The sequence below is a fragment of the Microcoleus sp. AS-A8 genome (genome assembly GCA_039962225.1).
Classification (GTDB): Bacteria; Cyanobacteriota; Cyanobacteriia; order Cyanobacteriales; family Coleofasciculaceae; genus Allocoleopsis.
In genome coordinates this window covers 133099-150532 of the sequence record JAMPKV010000011.1, presented here as the reverse complement: position 1 = coordinate 150532, position 17434 = coordinate 133099, and the positions used below count along the sequence as shown (strand labels likewise).

General features: G+C 47.6%; 15 protein-coding genes. 12 read left to right on the top strand and 3 right to left on the bottom strand.

Going from position 1 to position 17434, the window contains the following annotated elements:
- Positions 1-67: 67 nt before the first annotated feature.
- Both NDI48_19000 and NDI48_18995 read left to right on the top strand, forming a co-directional pair.
- Complete coding sequence (locus NDI48_19000; GenBank protein ID MEP0833262.1) at positions 68-961, top strand: ABC transporter permease; 894 nt, start codon at positions 68-70, stop codon at positions 959-961.
- A gap of 39 nt (positions 962-1000) precedes the next feature.
- On the top strand, positions 1001-1423 hold the full coding sequence (locus tag NDI48_18995; protein MEP0833261.1) for a hypothetical protein: 423 nt from the start codon (positions 1001-1003) through the stop codon (positions 1421-1423).
- Positions 1424-1510: 87 nt separating this feature from the next.
- On the opposite strand, the gene NDI48_18990 is transcribed toward NDI48_18995, so the two are convergent.
- Complete coding sequence (locus NDI48_18990; GenBank protein ID MEP0833260.1) at positions 1511-1945, bottom strand: peroxiredoxin; 435 nt, start codon at positions 1943-1945, stop codon at positions 1511-1513.
- Positions 1946-2124: 179 nt separating this feature from the next.
- On the opposite strand from NDI48_18990, the gene NDI48_18985 reads away from it, so the two are divergent.
- From NDI48_18985 to NDI48_18975, 3 genes are all read left to right on the top strand, one after another.
- Positions 2125-2535 carry a hypothetical protein gene (locus NDI48_18985; protein ID MEP0833259.1) on the top strand — a complete coding sequence of 137 codons (411 nt, stop codon included), beginning with the start codon at positions 2125-2127 and terminating at the stop codon, positions 2533-2535.
- A 68-nt stretch (positions 2536-2603) separates the two neighbouring features.
- Positions 2604-4115, top strand: a complete 1512-nt coding sequence (cobQ, locus tag NDI48_18980) for a cobyric acid synthase CobQ (GenBank protein MEP0833258.1) — start codon at positions 2604-2606, stop codon at positions 4113-4115.
- A 107-nt stretch (positions 4116-4222) separates the two neighbouring features.
- Complete coding sequence (locus NDI48_18975) at positions 4223-4462, top strand: 2Fe-2S iron-sulfur cluster binding domain-containing protein (protein MEP0833257.1); 240 nt, start codon at positions 4223-4225, stop codon at positions 4460-4462.
- Positions 4463-4624: 162 nt separating this feature from the next.
- Here NDI48_18975 and NDI48_18970 read toward each other — a convergent pair whose 3' ends face one another.
- On the bottom strand, positions 4625-5830 hold the full coding sequence (locus tag NDI48_18970) for a transposase (GenBank protein MEP0833256.1): 1206 nt from the start codon (positions 5828-5830) through the stop codon (positions 4625-4627).
- Between the two features lie 157 nt (positions 5831-5987).
- Between NDI48_18970 and NDI48_18965 the strand changes: the two genes are divergently transcribed.
- The 5 genes from NDI48_18965 (at position 5988) to NDI48_18945 (ending at position 14620) form a co-directional block, all read left to right on the top strand.
- Positions 5988-7499, top strand: coding sequence for an FAD-dependent oxidoreductase (locus tag NDI48_18965; GenBank protein MEP0833255.1), 1512 nt, complete (start codon positions 5988-5990; stop codon positions 7497-7499).
- Positions 7500-7723: 224 nt separating this feature from the next.
- The gene (mgsA, locus tag NDI48_18960) at positions 7724-9001 is read left to right on the top strand and encodes a methylglyoxal synthase (GenBank protein ID MEP0833254.1); all 1278 of its coding nucleotides are present in this window, start codon (positions 7724-7726) and stop codon (positions 8999-9001) included.
- 310 nt (positions 9002-9311) lie between these two features.
- Positions 9312-9632, top strand: coding sequence for an RNA-binding protein (locus tag NDI48_18955; protein MEP0833253.1), 321 nt, complete (start codon positions 9312-9314; stop codon positions 9630-9632).
- Between the two features lie 142 nt (positions 9633-9774).
- Positions 9775-13923 (top strand): DUF2157 domain-containing protein, encoded by a 4149-nt coding sequence (locus tag NDI48_18950; protein MEP0833252.1) that lies wholly within the window; start codon positions 9775-9777, stop codon positions 13921-13923.
- 7 nt (positions 13924-13930) lie between these two features.
- Positions 13931-14620 (top strand): triacylglycerol lipase, encoded by a 690-nt coding sequence (locus NDI48_18945; GenBank protein MEP0833251.1) that lies wholly within the window; start codon positions 13931-13933, stop codon positions 14618-14620.
- Between the two features lie 96 nt (positions 14621-14716).
- On the opposite strand, the gene NDI48_18940 is transcribed toward NDI48_18945, so the two are convergent.
- A complete protein-coding gene (locus NDI48_18940; GenBank protein MEP0833250.1) occupies positions 14717-15148 on the bottom strand; it encodes a VOC family protein in 432 nt (143 codons plus the stop codon).
- Positions 15149-15453: 305 nt separating this feature from the next.
- On the opposite strand from NDI48_18940, the gene NDI48_18935 reads away from it, so the two are divergent.
- Together NDI48_18935 and NDI48_18930 are read left to right on the top strand one after the other, a co-directional pair.
- A complete protein-coding gene (locus NDI48_18935) occupies positions 15454-16434 on the top strand; it encodes an RNA-guided endonuclease TnpB family protein (protein MEP0833249.1) in 981 nt (326 codons plus the stop codon).
- A 120-nt stretch (positions 16435-16554) separates the two neighbouring features.
- Positions 16555-17316 carry a TIGR00297 family protein gene (locus NDI48_18930; protein MEP0833248.1) on the top strand — a complete coding sequence of 254 codons (762 nt, stop codon included), beginning with the start codon at positions 16555-16557 and terminating at the stop codon, positions 17314-17316.
- The last annotated feature ends 118 nt before the right edge of the window (positions 17317-17434 follow it).

Sequence of the window (17434 nt, the reverse complement as noted above, 5' to 3'; positions counted from 1 at the left end):
AAAAATAGCAGGCAAGATGCCTGCTCCACAAAAGACAATCAAATTCCTTTGAAAGATAAAAAATAAGATGAGCGGAACCATTACTCCTTCTAAATCAGAGATTAACTTACAACCCGACCTATCCAATCAAACCTTAATTAGCGATAAGCCAGGTTTGGGTGAATTTATCCAAGAAACTTTAGCCCTCACCAAACGTCTATTCATTCAATTACAGCGGCGTCCTTCTACCTTAATTGCCGGAATAGTTCAGCCTTTAATGTGGCTCATTCTGTTCGGTGCCTTGTTTCAAAATGCGCCGCAAGACCTGTTTGGTGAGGGTCTTTCTTATGGAAAATTCCTGGGTGCGGGGGTATTAGTGTTCACCGTCTTCGCTGGTGCACTGAATGCTGGTTTGCCCGTGATGTTTGACCGAGAATTTGGTTTCTTGAATCGCTTACTTGTAGCACCTCTAGCTTCTCGGTTCTCCATTGTTGCCGCCAATGCGATTTATATTATTGCTCTGAGTTTGATTCAAGCGGCGGCTATCATTATCACTTGCGCCTTTTTAGGAGCGGGTTTCCCTAGTCCAGTAGGATTGGCAGTGATTACCCTGATTGTTCTTTTGTTAGTTGTCGGGGTAACGGCGTTGAGTTTGGGATTAGCATTTGCCCTACCTGGACACATTGAACTCATAGCCGTAATTTTTGTAACCAACTTGCCCTTGCTGTTCGCCAGTACAGCGCTTGCACCTCTATCCTTTATGCCGGGATGGTTGCAAATTGTAGCAAGCCTCAATCCTCTGAGTTATGCGATCGAGCCGATTCGTTATCTGTATAACCACAGCGATTGGTCACTCGGTAGTATTGTGATGCAAGCGCCTTGGGCATCTATTTCCTTTGGGGGAGCTCTCCTCGTGTTGTTAGTTTTTGATGCTGTAATATTAGTGGCAATTCAGCCTTTGCTGCGCCGCCGCATTTCTTAAGTGTCATTATTGAGTTAGCATAATTTGCCCTAAACCGCCATGAAGATCACTAACCCGTTCGTTTCAGCATTCGCCTCAACCTGCTTCGCTCGAATAGCTCTTGGCGTAGGCGTTTCAACGGTAGCCATCGCCTCGATGATTCTCCCTCAAGTGGCTTCGGCTCAAACCGCTCCCGCTCCAGGCAATATTCAAAGTTTCCCAGATGCGTCTCGACAAAATGAGAGAGATTCATTTGGTGGAAACCTGGGTGGTGGCGACTTCAATATCTTTCAAATGATTCATCAGTCTCAATTGGGGGGTATGCGCGATATGAGCGAGTATTCCCAAGAGCAAAATCGAAATCTCAATAATGCGGCTGAAGCATTCAAGCGCCAACAACGAGTACTGATTGGCAACCCAGAACCGCAACTTCTAGAAAATCCAGCCACTAACACTCAGCCGGAAAACCCACAGGGCAATTAATTCAATCCGATTGTCCAAATGAGTGATTAAAAAGGAGGGGTACGGTTGAACGTACCTCTCAATTTTTTATTTATGAATTCTGGTCAATTAGCCCATTGCCGCTAAGATATCTTGGGCGTGGTTGCTTGTATTCACCTTGTCATCGACATGGGTAATTTTGCCATTACTGTCAATGATGTAGGTGACACGCTTGGCATAACCCCCCCCATCAACATCGTAAGCCTTGGTAATGGTTCCATCTGTATCGGCTAGGAGTTGGAAAGGCAGACCATATTTTTCTTGAAATTGCTTATGGGAGGCTTCATCGTCCCTGCTGACACCCAGTACAACCATATCTTTCCCTTGGTATTGGGTGTAGTTGTCCCGGAAGCTTTGGGCTTGTTTGGTGCAACCGGGGGTGTCATCTTTAGGATAGAAATATAGCACAACAGTTTTGCCGGCTAAATCTGACAGAGAAATGGTATTGCCATCACTATCTTTGGCGGTAAAGGCCGGAGCATCCATACCAACTTGTAAAGCCATCGTTTTTGTATCCTGTTGGTCTAAAGTAAACATCCAACTCTACATATTACAATAGATTACAATTTTCCCAGAAATGAACCGTACTGGTTAGAAACGATGGGGCGGGATCTGATAGAAACCGCTTAAGATAGAAAAACCGAACCAGCGGTCAGTAGGGTGTTAATTTACCAACCGTTGCGATGACTTCACTTCAACCTTTGGATACTCAATCAATTCAATATTCGACTAGCACGCTTAAACGTGCAGAACGAGCCATTCGGTGTTTACCCTTCCAGTTACCTTTATTGGCAGCGATGCGATCGCAAAGTGTTTCCTTGCAAGCGATCGCAGGACAAAAAGGTGTTGAACACCATTACACAAAACGCCCCCTATCGGAATTGGCGATCGAAGGTGGGTTAATGTGGTTAATTCAAGTCGGTATTTTACGACGTGAAGTCGATGGTCAGGGCATTACGGATAGTTTTCGTTTAACACCTTTAGGGCGTCATTTAGTCGAAAAATGGGAAAACCAAGGGGGAACCCTACCTCCCCCCTCCTTTTTAGATCGGCTTTATAATGCGGTGAGTCGATGGTTCAGACTGCCTTTTTAATAAACCCTTCAATCGGTGGCGTCTACATTTTCGCGAAAGCCTAGTACAACCAGCTTCTAACCCAAAGTATGAAAGCCATTATGGTCGTGGGTACAACCTCCCACGCAGGAAAATCTTTAATTGCCACAGCCTTATGTCGTATTCTCTCGCGGCGCGGCTGGCGTGTCACCCCCTTTAAAGGGCAGAATATGGCGCTGAATGCCTATGTAACGCCGAATGGGGGAGAAATCGGTCATGCACAGGCGGTACAAGCCTGGGCTGCCGGGGTAATGCCCTGTGTGGAAATGAATCCCATATTACTCAAGCCACAAGGGGACATGACTTCCCAAGTCATTCTCATGGGCAAAGCTGTCGGCAAAGTCAGTGCAGCCGATTACTATGAGCAGTATTTTACTCAAGGTTGGCAGGCGATTGAAGAATCACTGCGGCGTCTGACGAATGACTTTGATTTAGTGGTGTGCGAAGGTGCGGGTAGTCCTGCGGAGATTAATCTTAAGCACCGCGACTTGACGAATATGCGAGTGGCGATGCATTTAAATGCTCCTACCTTGCTGGTGGTGGATATTGATCGAGGTGGAGCTTTTGCTCACGTCGTCGGCACTCTGGAACTTTTGGAACCCGAAGAACGCGCCTTAATTAAGGGTGTGGTGATTAATAAGTTTAGGGGTCAGCGATCGCTTTTGGATTCCGGTATCACCTGGCTGGAAGAACGCACGGGTATTCCTGTCGTGGGTGTGATTCCCTGGATGGAGCAGATATTCCCCGCCGAAGACTCCCTGGATTTGCTAGAACGAAACTTTCAAAAAAAGGCGAATAGCGAAATCACGATTGCCGTCATTCGACTGCCTCGAATTTCCAATTTTACGGATTTTGACCCGCTCGAATCCGAACCCAGCGTCACCGTCAAATATGTAATGCCATCCCAACCCTTGGGACATCCAGATGCGGTGATTCTCCCAGGTAGTAAAACAACCATTGCTGATTTACTAGTCCTACAAAAAACGGGTATGGCGGCAGCCATTCAAGAGTACGCCGCTGCCGGAGGTACAGTGTTGGGAATTTGTGGTGGTTTTCAAATGTTGGGCAAAATGCTCGCCGATCCGGAGGGAATTGAAGGGCAAGAGGGACGTTATCAAGGGTTAAGTTTGTTACCCTTAAAAACAGTTATTGCAGGTAATAAAGTTGCACGTCAGCGGATTGTAACGTCCAATTATCCTCAAGTGGGTTTACCTGTTTCAGGTTACGAAATTCATCAAGGGCGATCGCGATTAGTAGAATCCGAAGAAGGAAATACACAGTCATCTTGTAAACCTCTATTTGATGACCCTGGTTTAGGCATTGTTGACATTAATCAATCGGTTTGGGGCAGTTACCTGCACGGACTTTTTGACAATGGGCCTTGGCGACGTGCCTGGTTGAATTTTCTGCGACAGCAACGAGGACTCCCGTCTCTGCCTACAGGTGTTGCGAATTACCGCGAACAACGAGAAACGATGTTAAACTTGCTGGCGGATACGGTGGAAGAACATTTAGATTTAAGCCCGTTTTTACCGTCTCAAAAAGCTAATCAAGAAGGATGAAGGGTGAAGTTATGGTTTAGACTATCTTGGGGGAATGGCGTAGCTATTCATCCTTTAATACTCCATCGTTTTTGTGATACTAACTAACAATTAATTACTAACAACCCATGAGTGTTAGCATTCAATTCTTACCCGATAACGTGACAGTTGATGCCGAAGTGGGAGAGCCAATGTTGCAAGTGGCTGAACGCGCTGGTGTGTTTATTCCCACAGGTTGCTTGATGGGAACTTGTCATGCTTGTGAGGTAGAACTCAATGATGGGGAGACGATTTGTGCCTGCATTACAGGCGTACCAGCGGGTCGTAAAGAATTAACCATTAATCTCTATGTTGACCCAAATTGGTAGGTTTTGAGAAGGCGTTTTTAAATTATGGTCTAGACCGAGAAATTCCTGTTTCCGTGTCCCTACTCTCATCACTGTTGCTGATGTTTAGCCTGTAAATCACAGAAATTTTTACAACACATCCAGTCTTCCTGCCCTCCTACCAATCGTGTCATCGTGAACTACCTACAGTGACGCTTCGCGTACACAGTAGGCTTCCTGCCCAACAGAAAGCGTAGTAGTAGATTTCTTGCGTCCTCTATTACTACGGCTTACATCTGGGCGACAGGCTTTATCCCCCGTTCCAGAGGTCAAAATTCGTAGTCCTTCGTCTCGAAGGTTAATAGCAGCGTTGATGTCCCTGTCGTGAGTAGTTTGGCAGTTTTCACAAGTCCAACGTCTTACTTTTAGTGGTAGACTGGCGACTTGGTTGAGGCATACATGGCAAGTTTTAGAACTGGGGAAAAAACGATCAACTTCTTGATAAACCTTCCCTTCTGCCTCAGCTTTGTATTTGAGCATGGTGCAAAACATTCCCCATCCAACTTGATGAATAGCTTTGGCTAGATAGTGATTTTGCATCATGCCTTTAACGTTAAGATTTTCCACCACAATGACTTGGTTTTCGTTCACTATCCTACGCGATAGCTTGTGCAGAAAATCTTCACGACAGTTAGTAATCTTCCTATGAACCCTAGCGACTCTCTTTCTCGTTTTATTGCAGTTATTAGAACCTTTCTGTTTTCTAGATAGCTGCTGTTGTTTGAGCTTTAAATTCCGCTCGTGCTGCAAGAGTATTCGGGGATTATCAAACTTAGATCCATCGCTGGTTACAGCGAAATGGCTCAGTCCCAGGTCAATACCTATCGCTTTGCCATCTGTGCTTGACTTCGGCTTATATGATCCGTCATCAAATAAAATAGCTGCGAAGTATTGACTGGAGCAGTTCTTGGAGATAGTTACAGTCTTTACTTTACCCTCAATTTTTCTGTGAATAGTTGCCGACACCTGGCCTATCTTGGGAATAGTTAAATGACTATCTGCAACCTTGATGTGTTGAGGATACTGGATTGACTGCTTACCATGCTTTGATTTGAATCTAGGGTATTTCGCCCTTCCTTCAAAGAAGTTATTGAAGGCTACTCCCAGGTTTAAGCAGGCTTGCTGCAAACACTGTGAATACGTCAGAGTTAACCATTCATGCTCTTTCTTTAACTGTGGGATGAACTTCTTAACTTCATAACCTGACAACCCTTTTCCTGTCTCTTTGTACGTCTGGTTCATTAAGTTCAGACAATAATTCCACAGCCAACGGCAGTTACCAAACGATTGTTCTAGTAGCTGCTGCTGTTGTGGATTGGGATAGAGTCTGACCTTAACAACCCTGAGCATTTAGAGTGAAATTTATTTACTATAAGCAAGCCTATCATCATTTGGTCAGCGGAGGTACCTCCGCGCTCCCCGCAATTCATCCACGCTCACCCTGTCGGGTTGAGACGTGGGGCTTCTTGTCAATTTAAGCTAAACAAAGAGACTCAAGAGGTAAAGGATGTCAGCAGCGTCAGAACAAAAACGGGTAGTCGTTGTCGGTGCCGGTTGGGCTGGATTAGGAGCAACCTACCACTTAGCCAAACAGGGCTACGACGTTACACTCCTAGAAGCGAGTCCTTATCCTGGTGGTTTAGTGGCAGGCTGGAAAACTGCCGGAGGACGTTCCATCGAGGGCGGGATTCATGGCTTCTGGTATCCCTACAGCAATATCTTTGCCCTGGTTCGAGAATTGGGACTGAATCCGTTTACCCCGTTTACCCGTTCCTCCCAATATTCCCCCGCTGGGTTGGAAGTGGAATCGCCGATTTTTCAAAATGAACCCCGACTCCCCACTCCATTAGGCACCTTTCTCTATACCCAGTTCCAGCGGTTGCCACTTATTGACCGCCTTTCAGCTTTACCCTTACTCTATGGCATCATCGATTTTGATAACTCGGATGAAGCATGGCAACGCTATGACAAAGTAACTGCCCGTGAACTATTTAAGCAGTTTGGTGTCTCTGCCCGACTGTACAAAGATTCCTTTGAACCCATGCTATTAGTCGGCTTATTTGCACCTGGGGAACAGTGTTCCGCCGCCGCAGCGTTGGGGATGCTTTACTACTTCATCCTCGCTCACCAACCCGATTTTGATGTCGTTTGGTGTCGGGGAACGGTTGGGGAGATGATATTTAAACCTTGGGTGGAACGCATTCAGCAAGCTGGCGGCAGGGTACTCACGAATAAACGAGTCAGCGACATCCTTCTTGACAGCACGGGTAAGGCAAAAGGGGTTGTCTGCGGCGATGAAGTTTTTGAGGCAGACGCGGTGATTTTTAGTGTTAGCGTCAGTGGCATGAAAAAGATAGTTAGCGGTAGCCCGACACTACAAAATTATCGGGAATTCCGAGACTTGAAGAATTTAGGGTCAATTGATGTGTTGGCAACGCGGTTGTGGTTCGATCGCAAAATAAACATCCGCCATCCCTCGAATGCCTGCTTTGGATTTGACCCCACAACAGGCTGGACATTTTTTGACCTCAATGCATTGCAAGACGAATACCGTGATGAACCCGGTAGCGTCATTGAAGCGGACTTTTACCACGCCAATCAGTTGCTACCTCTAAGTGATAAGCAAATTGGAGAAAAAGTTCAGCATGATTTAGCAACTTGTATCCCAGCATTTGGACAGGCAAAAGTTATCGATAGTTGTGTTATTCGGGTACCGCAAGGAGTGACTCATTTTGCACCGGGTAGCTATCAGTATCTAATGCCATCTGTGACGACCATCGAGAATGTTTTTATGAGTGGGGATTGGATTGTCACTCGCCACGGTTCTTGGTCACAGGAGAAGGCTTATGTTACAGGTTTGGAAGCTGCCAATATTGCGATCGCGTATTTCGGTCATGGACGTAATGCAAACATTATCCCTGTTGAACCGGATGAACCCCATATTCAGTTAGGTCGGATGATTAATAAGACAGTGCGCGATTTGGGTAAGAATTTATTGCCAGATTTTTGGTTGCCTTAGATGAAAAAATATATTACTCGCGAAAGTTAAATAAATGTTGCCATCAACTGTGGACACAGCTTCGCCCAATCTCTTGTAGCTAAAGAATGCGATCGCCTCTCCCCCCCACCCTCCCCAAAACGCGATGGCTTTGGTTATGGCTCGTCGCAAACTGGCTATTCATCCTCGATAACCATTATTCTGACTAGAAGACTTCTGACTTCTGAATCCTTGTCTAGTCAACTATGCCCACCACCATCGCCCTGATTGCCCACGATCGCAAAAAAGACGATATTGTTGCCTTTGCTCGTACCTATGCACCGATTCTTGCTCGCTACAAATTAATGGCAACCGGAAGCACCGGACAGCGCATCCAAGAAGGAACCGGTTTACCCGTCGAACGCATGTTGTCTGGGCCAATGGGAGGCGATGCTCAAATTGCAGCTCAAGTTGCCACAGGTCAAGTTATTGCCGTAATTTTCCTGTTTGACCCCCTCTACGCTCAACCTCACGAACCGAATATCCAAGCACTATTACGTATCTGCGAGGTTCACAACATCCCTCTTGCCACAAACCTCGCGACAGCAGAAGCGATCGTGGCAATGTTGCATCACACTCGTGTAGGTTATCTAATCTTTAACCCCGTTTCAGGTCAAGGGAATGCACAGCAAGACCTAGCCCTAATCCAGCAGCTTCTAGAACCCAAAATTCGCTTAAATGTTCACTTGACAACCCCGGAACTCAGTGCAGAACAATTGGCTCAGGATGCGATCGCACAAGGAGCAGAATTGATCATTGCATCGGGTGGTGATGGTACGATCTCCGCCGTAGCTGGAGCCGTGATTGGCACAGGGATACCTTTGGGGATAATCGCCAGGGGAACTGCCAATGCCTTTGCCGTTGCCTTGGGAATTCCCACCAATATTAGAGGAGCTTGCGAGACAATTTTAGCGGGGACAACCTGTATTGTGGATGCGGCTCGCTGCAATGGGTTCCCGATGATTTTGCTGGCAGGTATTGGATTTGAGGCAGAAATGGTTGAACGAGCCAACAGGGAGGCGAAAAGCCGCTTCGGAGCCTTAGCCTACATCGTAGCTGGTATTCAACAACTCAACGAACACGAAGTGTTTGCCACGCAAATTGAGATTGACGGCGTTGTCAATGAGTTCCTGGCAGGAGCCGTCACCGTTGCCAACGCCGCACCACCAACCTCTGTTTTGGCTCAAGGATTAGGGCAGGTGATTGCGACAGATGGTCTGTTAGATGTGACCATTGCTACACCCAGCACGAAGCTCCAAGCCGTGAATGCCATGTTTAGCCTTTTTGGCTCAGCTTTAATCCAGACTGCGCCCAACCGACCGGATATTATCCACTTATCAACCCGGCGGATTAAGGTAACAACAGATCCACCTCAAAAAATCGTCGTGGATGGTGAAATTATTGGCACCACTCCTGCGGAAATTGAGTGTATTCCTAATGGACTAGCCGTTTTTGCCTCACCTATAGTCGAACAGGTTATGTAAAAAATCCCTGGCGATGGTATTCTCAGATACTCAGGTGTTCAGGAGTTCACGGTACCTCTCCTTTGTATTGAGAGGGATTGCGAACACGAGGCTTCTCGTCTGGACAGCGCTTCTGTGCAACCATTTATTGCGTTTTGTAACAATTTTTGCTCTCTAACCATGAGGTGTAAACGCTGTGCTAGACTAGCCGATGAGAATAAATTCGGTTGTAGCGTTTGTTTCTAGCATTGACAGGCTTTACTCCTTGTGGTCTTAACAGGCTTCTCTCCGAAATCTATCTCTCTACACCCTCTGATTTTGGAGATAATCTATGTCCATTTATGTAGGCAATCTTTCCTACGAGGTCACTCAAGAAGACCTCAGCGCTGTTTTTGCAGAATATGGTTCTGTAAAGCGGATTCAGTTACCCACAGACCGTGAAACAGGTCGCTTACGTGGCTTTGCTTTTGTAGAAATGGGTACAGAAGCTGAAGAAACAGCAGCGATTGAGGCTCTTGATGGAGCTGAGTGGATGGGTCGTGATATGAAGGTGAATAAGGCGAAGCCTCGCGAAGATAGAGGGCCGTCTGGTGGCGGTGGCGGTCGGGGAGGAAATAGAAACTTCTCTTCAGGAAATCGTAATCGCTACTAAGCCTTAAAGCTTAATTGACTCAGAAGAGGCTCAAGCAACGCTGCTTGAGCCTCTTCTGCTATGCTTGTTTTCTATTCAAGAGGGCGATCGCGCCTTCCCAATCTAAAGTCATGATGGGATTGAGTAGAAGGGATTGCTGCTTATGTCATCGCCACGCGATAGCGAAGCGCTGCCGCCTTGGGCAGATCGTTCAGTCACAATTGAAGTCACGACCAGTACGGCTCAGCCTGCACTGTTAAAAGGTCTAAGTATATGGCGGCGCTTGGGTTTACTGTCTCAGACTCAACTCAAAGTTGAACTCACAACTCAAACGTCTAATCCTGAACTGTTAGAAGGTTTAGATGCGTTTTTACGCTTAGGTTTGCTTTCGGACAGTCTCGTGCAAAAGTTGTGCCGAGAAAATCTTACCTGTCCGTTGCCACAAGTAATTGTTACGCCAACAGCCTCCTCAACTCCAGCGCCAATATCACCCCGCACACCAATGCCTCAACGGTTACCGGAGTTCGCCACAGACTTTGCTCCAGAGGAACCGACGGCACCCGCACCAAAACAACCCAATCCGTCCCCCACCTGGCTCACGGAAATGTTGCAGTCGCTTCAGGCAGAACTCAGCGTCAGGTGGCTGCTGTTTCTAGGGGTGTTCATGGTGGTGGTATCCTCTGGGGTGCTAGCTGCCAGTCAATGGAAGAATTTCCCAGCCTCTGGACAATATGGGGTGTTATTGGGATATACCTTAACGTTTTGGGGAGTCTGTGCCTGGGCAAATCGGCAGAGTAATTTACGCTTGACGGCTCAGACGTTGCAGATTGTGACGCTGCTACTGGTGCCGGTCAACTTTTGGGCGATGGACGGCTTTGGGTTGTGGCGTAATCCCGTCGATTGGATTGTGGTGGCTTGTGCTACCCCGATCTTGAGCGCGATTGCGCTACGCGCACGCTACGCTAACGCCTTTTTCATCTGGAAACGAGAGCAACAACCCCCTTTACCCATCCTCAATTATTTGGCGCTCAGTTACCTGCACTGGGGTTGGAGTGTGCCCGGATTTCCTCTAGTGGCGGTTTATTTGGGCACAAGTACTACCTTAGCCACATTCTATTGGGAATGCAGAAGACGGAAGCCTCAAGGCAGGATTAATTCATCCCAGCCTGCGGGAAGGGCTTCGCCCGATATCCTACATCCCGCTACGTTCCAAATCGCGGTGTATGGCATCGGCATTCTTCTGTTTAGAGCCATTTTTGTCGCAGGTGTGGATATCCAGCAGCTCGGTTTAGCAATTGGTGCCTACGGCTGGTTCCTATCTTGGCTATCCCAGCAACAACGGAAGTTGTCAGCCGAGGAATCCGAATTGCCTCAGTTGAGTTGGGAGTGGCTGGGGGGTGGGTTGCTGTTTGTAGGCTGGCTGGTTTCGGTGGGAGTCGAGTTTCCCTGGCAAGCGATCGCAGTGAGTGGATTGGGCTTGTGGTTCTTTGGTAGTCGCTTACAACGATTTTGGCAGAAGCTTGACTTAGCCGCTATTTTGTGCACTGGCTTACAGTCCCTATGGCTGTTTTGGCGGTTGATTCCAGCCCATATCCAAACACAGCTAGTGGCAACCGCCAGCCAACTCATCCATTCCGAGGATACGCCCTTTGCCCTGTTAAGCTTGGTGCTGTTTCCCTACCTGATCATCATCGTCGGGTTAATAGACTGGCTGGAGCGCCGAGAGAAAATTCATTTGGCTGAGTTTGGAGAAGCGATCGCTCTCTCCTTTGGCACCCTCCTAACTGTCCTCAGTTCCGTTAATCCCCTGCTGCGGACGCTCAATTTACTCAATTCCACCATTACTTTGGGGATTGTCAGCCAACGACGTGGATTTTTGGGTAGTAGCCGTAATCTCGAACTGCTGGTGTACCTGACTCACATTACAGGTATAACAACTATTCTGTGCGCCATTGACTATCTGTTGCCACACCTGAATCGAGGGGAATGGGCAGCCATTTTGTTAGCCCTGATGGTAGGCGAATGGGCAGTGACGTTAGGGCGTGAGAAGCCAGGTGTAGAGGCGACGCATACGTCACCCGTACAGGAGTCAGGAGTTACTAGAATTGCTCAATCCCCAATATGGCGTCGCAGTGCTTGGCATTTGGGCTTAGCCTTAGCTGGGTTGAGTTATGTCTTGCTGTGGGTGAATGTTCAAGCCGCATGGGAAAACCCAACTGTTAACGTGACTTATTGGGGTTTGTTGTGGCTGGTTACACCCTTAGCTTTGACTGGAGTAGCGACTTGGACATCAGGCTCCCGAAGGCAATTCGCTAGCGCGTTAAGTATAGCTGCCTTGGTTGCGCTGCAATTCTTGACGCTGAGCATCCCCCATGTCCGATTAGTCAGTTTGGGGGTTGCCACCATCCTGATGTTCGTGAATACCCATTATCGGCGAGACGTTAGTGCCGCAGGAATTACAGTCGGGTTTGGTTTGAGTTTCTTGGGGATGTGCTTATGGGAGGGTATCCCTGGATTACCGCCCCTGTCTCTAGAGGGTTGGTTGGTAGCGGGTGCGATCGCATTCACCAGTTTATGGCTGATACGTAGTTGGCTGATGCGCCGTTCTAGTGAATTGGCATCCCTTTATGTTCCGGCGACAGATAGTTGGGCGATCGCATTATGTAGTCTAGAACTCATCCTACTCACACTTCACTCCTTAGCTGTCTATTGGGGGTTTCTCTCCCCAGAGGTGGCGGTGCTGGTGGCTGGGTTTGTGACAATGGGAGCGATCCTTTATCGGAGCTGGCGTCACCCGTCGAACTGGAGCATTTACGCCCTAGGTTGGTGTCTGGAATTGTTGACAGCCGAGGGATTGGGTTTTTTGGGGCGCTCAGCCCTGAACTTAGCGATCGCTAACCTCGCTTTAGGACTCATTGCCCAGCTAGCAGGGGACTGGTGGCAGCGTCGAACGGGTAGGAGTCATTTACCCAGTAGCTGGCATGTTATCCCTTTACTTTATGGGATTTTGGGCAGCGTACTGCGCTGGGGCACTTTCGCCAACTGGACGGGTTTATCAACCCTTGCTCTTGCTGTGATTGCCATCGGCGTGGGGCGTCGGCGTCAGGCATTTAAACCCCTGCTCTACCTTGCTTTGTTGGGGGTTTCGGTTTCTGCTTATGAAATCTTACTGTATCAACTCTCACAACTATCGGGAGGCTCAACAGGCGACGGATTAATTGTGATGGCAGGGCTGGGGACGAGTATTATGTATGCCTACCGAGTGCTATCTCCCTGGTTAATCAAGTACCTGCACCTGACGAAAGAAGAACTCAACGTGATCGCTCATCTGCACTGGGCTTGGAGTAGCCTTCTCTTGATAGGTGCTACCACTTATCAACCCCAATCTTTAATGCTGGGATTTGGGGTGGGTGTGTTTTTAGTGCAATACGCCATCTTTCAGGGACGCCACAAGCCTGCCAGGGGGGAGGAAGCCGACGATCCAGAGGTTAGGGGTGGAGAAATTTGGGTTTATCTGGGCTTTTTAGAAGCCTTTGGAATACGTCTGTATTGGCTCAGTTTACCCATTGCACGTCTATTATCGGGGCCATTGGGGCCTTGGAAAGGTGCGATCGCTTCTGTCTTTGCCTACTTCCTGTTCATCCTGCCTTGGGAACGTTGGGGCTGGCAAAAACGCCCTTGGACAGTTGCAGCGATCGCTATCCCCCTGATTGCCGTTGTCGAAAGTCCGATGGGGAATTCCCCCGTCAGTTTACTGATTATTGCAGGGTACTACGTTTTCTTTGCCATCCTGAATCAGCAAATTCGCTTTACCTATCTCAGTGCCCTGTTAATTGACTGGGTGCTCTATCGCTGGTTTTGGTATCTAAAACTGAGCGATGCCTTGTGGTATGTCACTCCGCTGGCACTGTCTTTGCTCTACATCGCTCAAGTCGATCCCAATCTAAAACAACCCGAAGAAAAACACAGGCGTCACTTCCTACGCTTGGTGGGTAGCGGTGCAATTTGTGTTGTGGCTTTATGGAGCAATCCAGGGAGTGGTTTAGTAAGTGGAATAATTAGTTTGTTGGTAATTTTTGCGGGACTGGGTTTAAGGATTCGAGCATACCTTTATGTAGGCACGGCAACTTTTTTAATTAATGCTTTGTATCAACTAGGAATTCTGATTTTTGATTACCCCTTCTCCAAATGGGTTGTTGGGCTTCTGGTCGGCATCGCATTTATTTGGATAGCGGCTACCTTTGAAACACGCCGCGAACAAATTACCGCGTTGCTTCGTAATTGGATTACTGAGTTGCAGAATTGGGAGTGAATCATTAATGAACCATCAGAACAACCGGAATCCAGTCGTGCTGGTTCACGGCATTCTTAGAACCTCTTCTGTCTTCCGTACCCTAGCTCCCTTCTTGATTCAACAGGGTTGGCCGGTTTATATGATCGACCTAACACCGAATAATGCCACCTTACCTTTAGAAGAGATGGCATCACAAGTCAGGGACTTTATCAATAAAACATTTCCACCAGAACAACCTATTGATTTAGTTGGCTTGAGCATGGGGGGTTTGGTAACACGCTACTACGTACAACGACTAGGAGGGATGAATCGGGTACAACGTTTCATTACCATCTCTGCACCCAACAAAGGCACTTGGTTAGCCTATCTTTGGCATCGCCGCGCTTGCGTTCAGATGCGTCCGGGTAGTGTGTTTTTGGAAGATTTGAATCAAGACGCCCAGACGCTGGAACATATTAATTACACGTCCCTATGGACACCTTGGGATTTTATCATTATCCCTGCACGAAACTCCCAGATGCCTGTAGGGCGGGATGTCAAATTATCAGTTTTTGCTCATGCTTTCATGGTTGTCCATCCTCGCAGTCTAGCTGCTATAGTCGCTGCCCTTTCTGAACCTATTAAATCTGACATCTTGCACCATTCTCAAAAAGTAGAAAAAGCTAACTCCCCAGCCCCGTCCTATAAGGAGGGGGAAAAGGAAAAAATTCGTTAGTTGGAAGGGGGAGCCGAAAATCTTACTCCCCTCCCCTCAAATGAGAGAGGTTGGGGGATAAATCAAACTGATTATTGCAACTGCTGAAGATGCCAGTTAAACGCGATCGCCAACTTCTGCCAACTCCCGCCCCCCAAAAATTGCTTCATGATGGCGGTAAAACTTAAACTCCAGTAAGTTATAAAACGGGTCTTGTAAAAAGAACGTGCGATGCTCGGTAATTTGACCCTTAAAACGCAGTTTGGGCTGTTCGTAGAAGGTTAAATTGCGCTGTTGCACACGCTCTAGCAAGGCTTCCCATTCCGATTCTTCGGTGAAAATTAAGCCAAAGTGTCGGGGATAAATGCCTTTTTGTGGCGTTGGAGGTTCTTGGGTAACGTGCGCCACGAGTTGATTACCGTATAAATTAAAAATCAAGGCATGACGGGATTCTCGCCCCATTTCGCAGCCCAGTCCATTTCCATAAAACTCTTTGGTCTGCTCAATGTCGGTAACGGGAAACGCGAGATGAAACAGCACTGTGTTCATAGAAAACTCCGAGAAACCCATCGGCTTTTAGCCGTGGGAGGAATAGGAGGGAAACTGATGGAGTTCAATACCCCGGAAGTTTCCATCTGTCTAGCGGGATGAGTTAAAATGTATGTGTGACTCAATCTCTGTCTGTTAAATGCAAGCTTATAGTCCCTGTAGAGTTTTGACCAAAGATCGATGAGACTCTGCGGGGATTTGCTGATGCTTGCAACCAGATACTCGCAGTAGCTAAACGCGACAATTGTTGAAATACGACCAAACTTCACCACAAAGTTTATAAGCCCGTTCGTGAAGTTACAGGACTGAAAGCCAATCATGTTTGTCAGGCTATCCGGCGAGTAATTGGTAATGCCAAAGCAGTCAAGCAAATCCACAAGTTCAGACCCACTTCCATTAGCTTGGATGTCCGCACTTTTAAATATGTGGAATCCGAGCAAACTGTGGGCGTGACCTTGAAGTGTGGACGGGTTGATTTTAAGCTGTCCATCGGTGGATATCAGATTGCGCTGCTCAGAGGGCAAAACCTCACCAGTGCAACACTGAATAAGTCTAAGAAGGGCGATTATTACATCAACTTTGTGGTTGAGATAGACACCCCACCAACGGGTAAAACACCCAAAGTGATTGGAGTCGATCTTGGTCGCAAAGATATTGCTACCACCTCTACAGGTAAATCCTGGAGTGGTGAACACATCCAGTCTGTTAGAGACAAATTTAGTAGAGTCAGAGCAAACGTTCAATCCAAACGCACTCGCAACTCTAGACGGTTGCTGAGAAGGCTTTCTGGGAGAGAACGTCGCTTTCAGAAGTGGCTGAACCACGACATCAGTAAGCAACTGGTAACTGAGGCAAAGCAATCTGATGCTGCATTGGCGTTTGAGGATTTGACCGGAATCAGGGATAGCCTCAACCAAAAACCACGCAGCAAAACTGAGCGGCGTAGAACGAATAACTGGGCTTTTTATCAACTCAGGATATTCGTAAAGTACAAAGCTGCAATTGCCGGAGTTCCAGTTGTGTTTGTCCCCCCTGCTTACACAAGCCAAACCTGTTCGCGTTGCCGACACGTTCACCCTGAAAAGGGGAAGTCGTATCGGAACGGGAAGAAATTTAAGTGTGGGCATTGTGGATTTGAACATGATGCTGATATAAATGCGGCAATATTAATTGCCGCTCTTGGGGGAGCTGTAAGCCTCCCCGGAAGTCCAGGGATAGCTTGTCTATTAGAAGGGCAATGGACACTGATCCTTGCCGAAGTGTTGCCCTTGTTTAGATTGGCTTGATCCGGGCTGAAGCGCACGCGCTTTTAGCCGTGGGTTGCTTACATACTGATTTTAGATTTAGATTTTGTCTGAGTGTTCTTAACTCTAAAATCACAATAAGATGTCCCTCACAAATTTGTGATGCTTTTTACTACTTCTTTCACTCCTTGGCTGGTTGCGGTTGGCTTGAACACGGTTTTACTGGCGATTGTCTGGATTGCCCCAAAGAAGTTACTCACTCCAGCCGGGATATTTCACGCGTGGCTGCTCGGTGTTCTCATCTGGGGAACTTTAGGTTGGCAGGGCTATGTGGTTGTGATGTTTTACTTCCTCGTCGGCTCTGCTGTTACCCGCATCGGGATGGAGCAAAAGGAAGCCGCAGGCATTGCGGAGAAGCGATCGGGTGCCAGAGGGCCGGAAAATGTCTGGGGTTCTGCTCTGACTGGGGCACTCTGTGCCTTAGGCACGTTATTGGTTGCGCCGCCTTATCGGAGTTTGTTGCTTCTGGGCTATGTCGCCAGTTTTGCCACTAAGCTCTCGGATACTTGTGGTAGTGAGGTGGGCAAAGCCTACGGAAAACGAACGTTTCTCATCACTACCTTACAGCCTGTGGCGCGGGGGACTGAGGGGGCAATTAGCTTGGAAGGAACGATCGCCGGTGTCGTGGGTTCAATTGCGATCGCCTTCATCGGTTGGGGGGTGAATCTGATTTCCTTGACAGATGTCTTATTTTGTGTAATATCTGCCTTCATCGCCACCAACGTAGAGAGCTTAATTGGGGCAACCCTTCAATCCAAATTTGACTGGATGACGAATGAAGTGGTGAATTTTATCAATACCCTGATTGGTGCGATCGTAGCAGTGCTGCTGGTTTTAGCAGGGCGCTGGTACAGCTTGGGTTGAAGGTTTGAAGGTTTGAAGGTTGAAGGTTGAAGGTTTGAATGTTGTTATTGATGTTGCACTTTTGAGGAGATTACAGATTATCTTCCCAAGTTTCAACATTCAACCCTTCTTTTCACCT

Excerpts from the sequence above, each read along its gene's own strand:
- NDI48_19000 (MEP0833262.1), top strand. The coding sequence starts at position 68 with ATGAGCGGAACCATTACTCCTTCTAAATCAGAGATTAACTTACAACCC.
- NDI48_18995 (MEP0833261.1), top strand. The coding sequence starts at position 1,001 with ATGAAGATCACTAACCCGTTCGTTTCAGCATTCGCCTCAACCTGCTTC.
- NDI48_18990 (MEP0833260.1), bottom strand. The coding sequence starts at position 1,945 with ATGGCTTTACAAGTTGGTATGGATGCTCCGGCCTTTACCGCCAAAGAT.
- NDI48_18985 (MEP0833259.1), top strand. The coding sequence starts at position 2,125 with ATGACTTCACTTCAACCTTTGGATACTCAATCAATTCAATATTCGACT.
- cobQ (MEP0833258.1), top strand. The coding sequence starts at position 2,604 with ATGAAAGCCATTATGGTCGTGGGTACAACCTCCCACGCAGGAAAATCT.
- NDI48_18975 (MEP0833257.1), top strand. The coding sequence starts at position 4,223 with ATGAGTGTTAGCATTCAATTCTTACCCGATAACGTGACAGTTGATGCC.
- NDI48_18970 (MEP0833256.1), bottom strand. The coding sequence starts at position 5,830 with ATGCTCAGGGTTGTTAAGGTCAGACTCTATCCCAATCCACAACAGCAG.
- NDI48_18965 (MEP0833255.1), top strand. The coding sequence starts at position 5,988 with ATGTCAGCAGCGTCAGAACAAAAACGGGTAGTCGTTGTCGGTGCCGGT.
- mgsA (MEP0833254.1), top strand. The coding sequence starts at position 7,724 with ATGCCCACCACCATCGCCCTGATTGCCCACGATCGCAAAAAAGACGAT.
- NDI48_18955 (MEP0833253.1), top strand. The coding sequence starts at position 9,312 with ATGTCCATTTATGTAGGCAATCTTTCCTACGAGGTCACTCAAGAAGAC.
- NDI48_18950 (MEP0833252.1), top strand. The coding sequence starts at position 9,775 with ATGTCATCGCCACGCGATAGCGAAGCGCTGCCGCCTTGGGCAGATCGT.
- NDI48_18945 (MEP0833251.1), top strand. The coding sequence starts at position 13,931 with ATGAACCATCAGAACAACCGGAATCCAGTCGTGCTGGTTCACGGCATT.
- NDI48_18940 (MEP0833250.1), bottom strand. The coding sequence starts at position 15,148 with ATGAACACAGTGCTGTTTCATCTCGCGTTTCCCGTTACCGACATTGAG.
- NDI48_18930 (MEP0833248.1), top strand. The coding sequence starts at position 16,555 with ATGCTTTTTACTACTTCTTTCACTCCTTGGCTGGTTGCGGTTGGCTTG.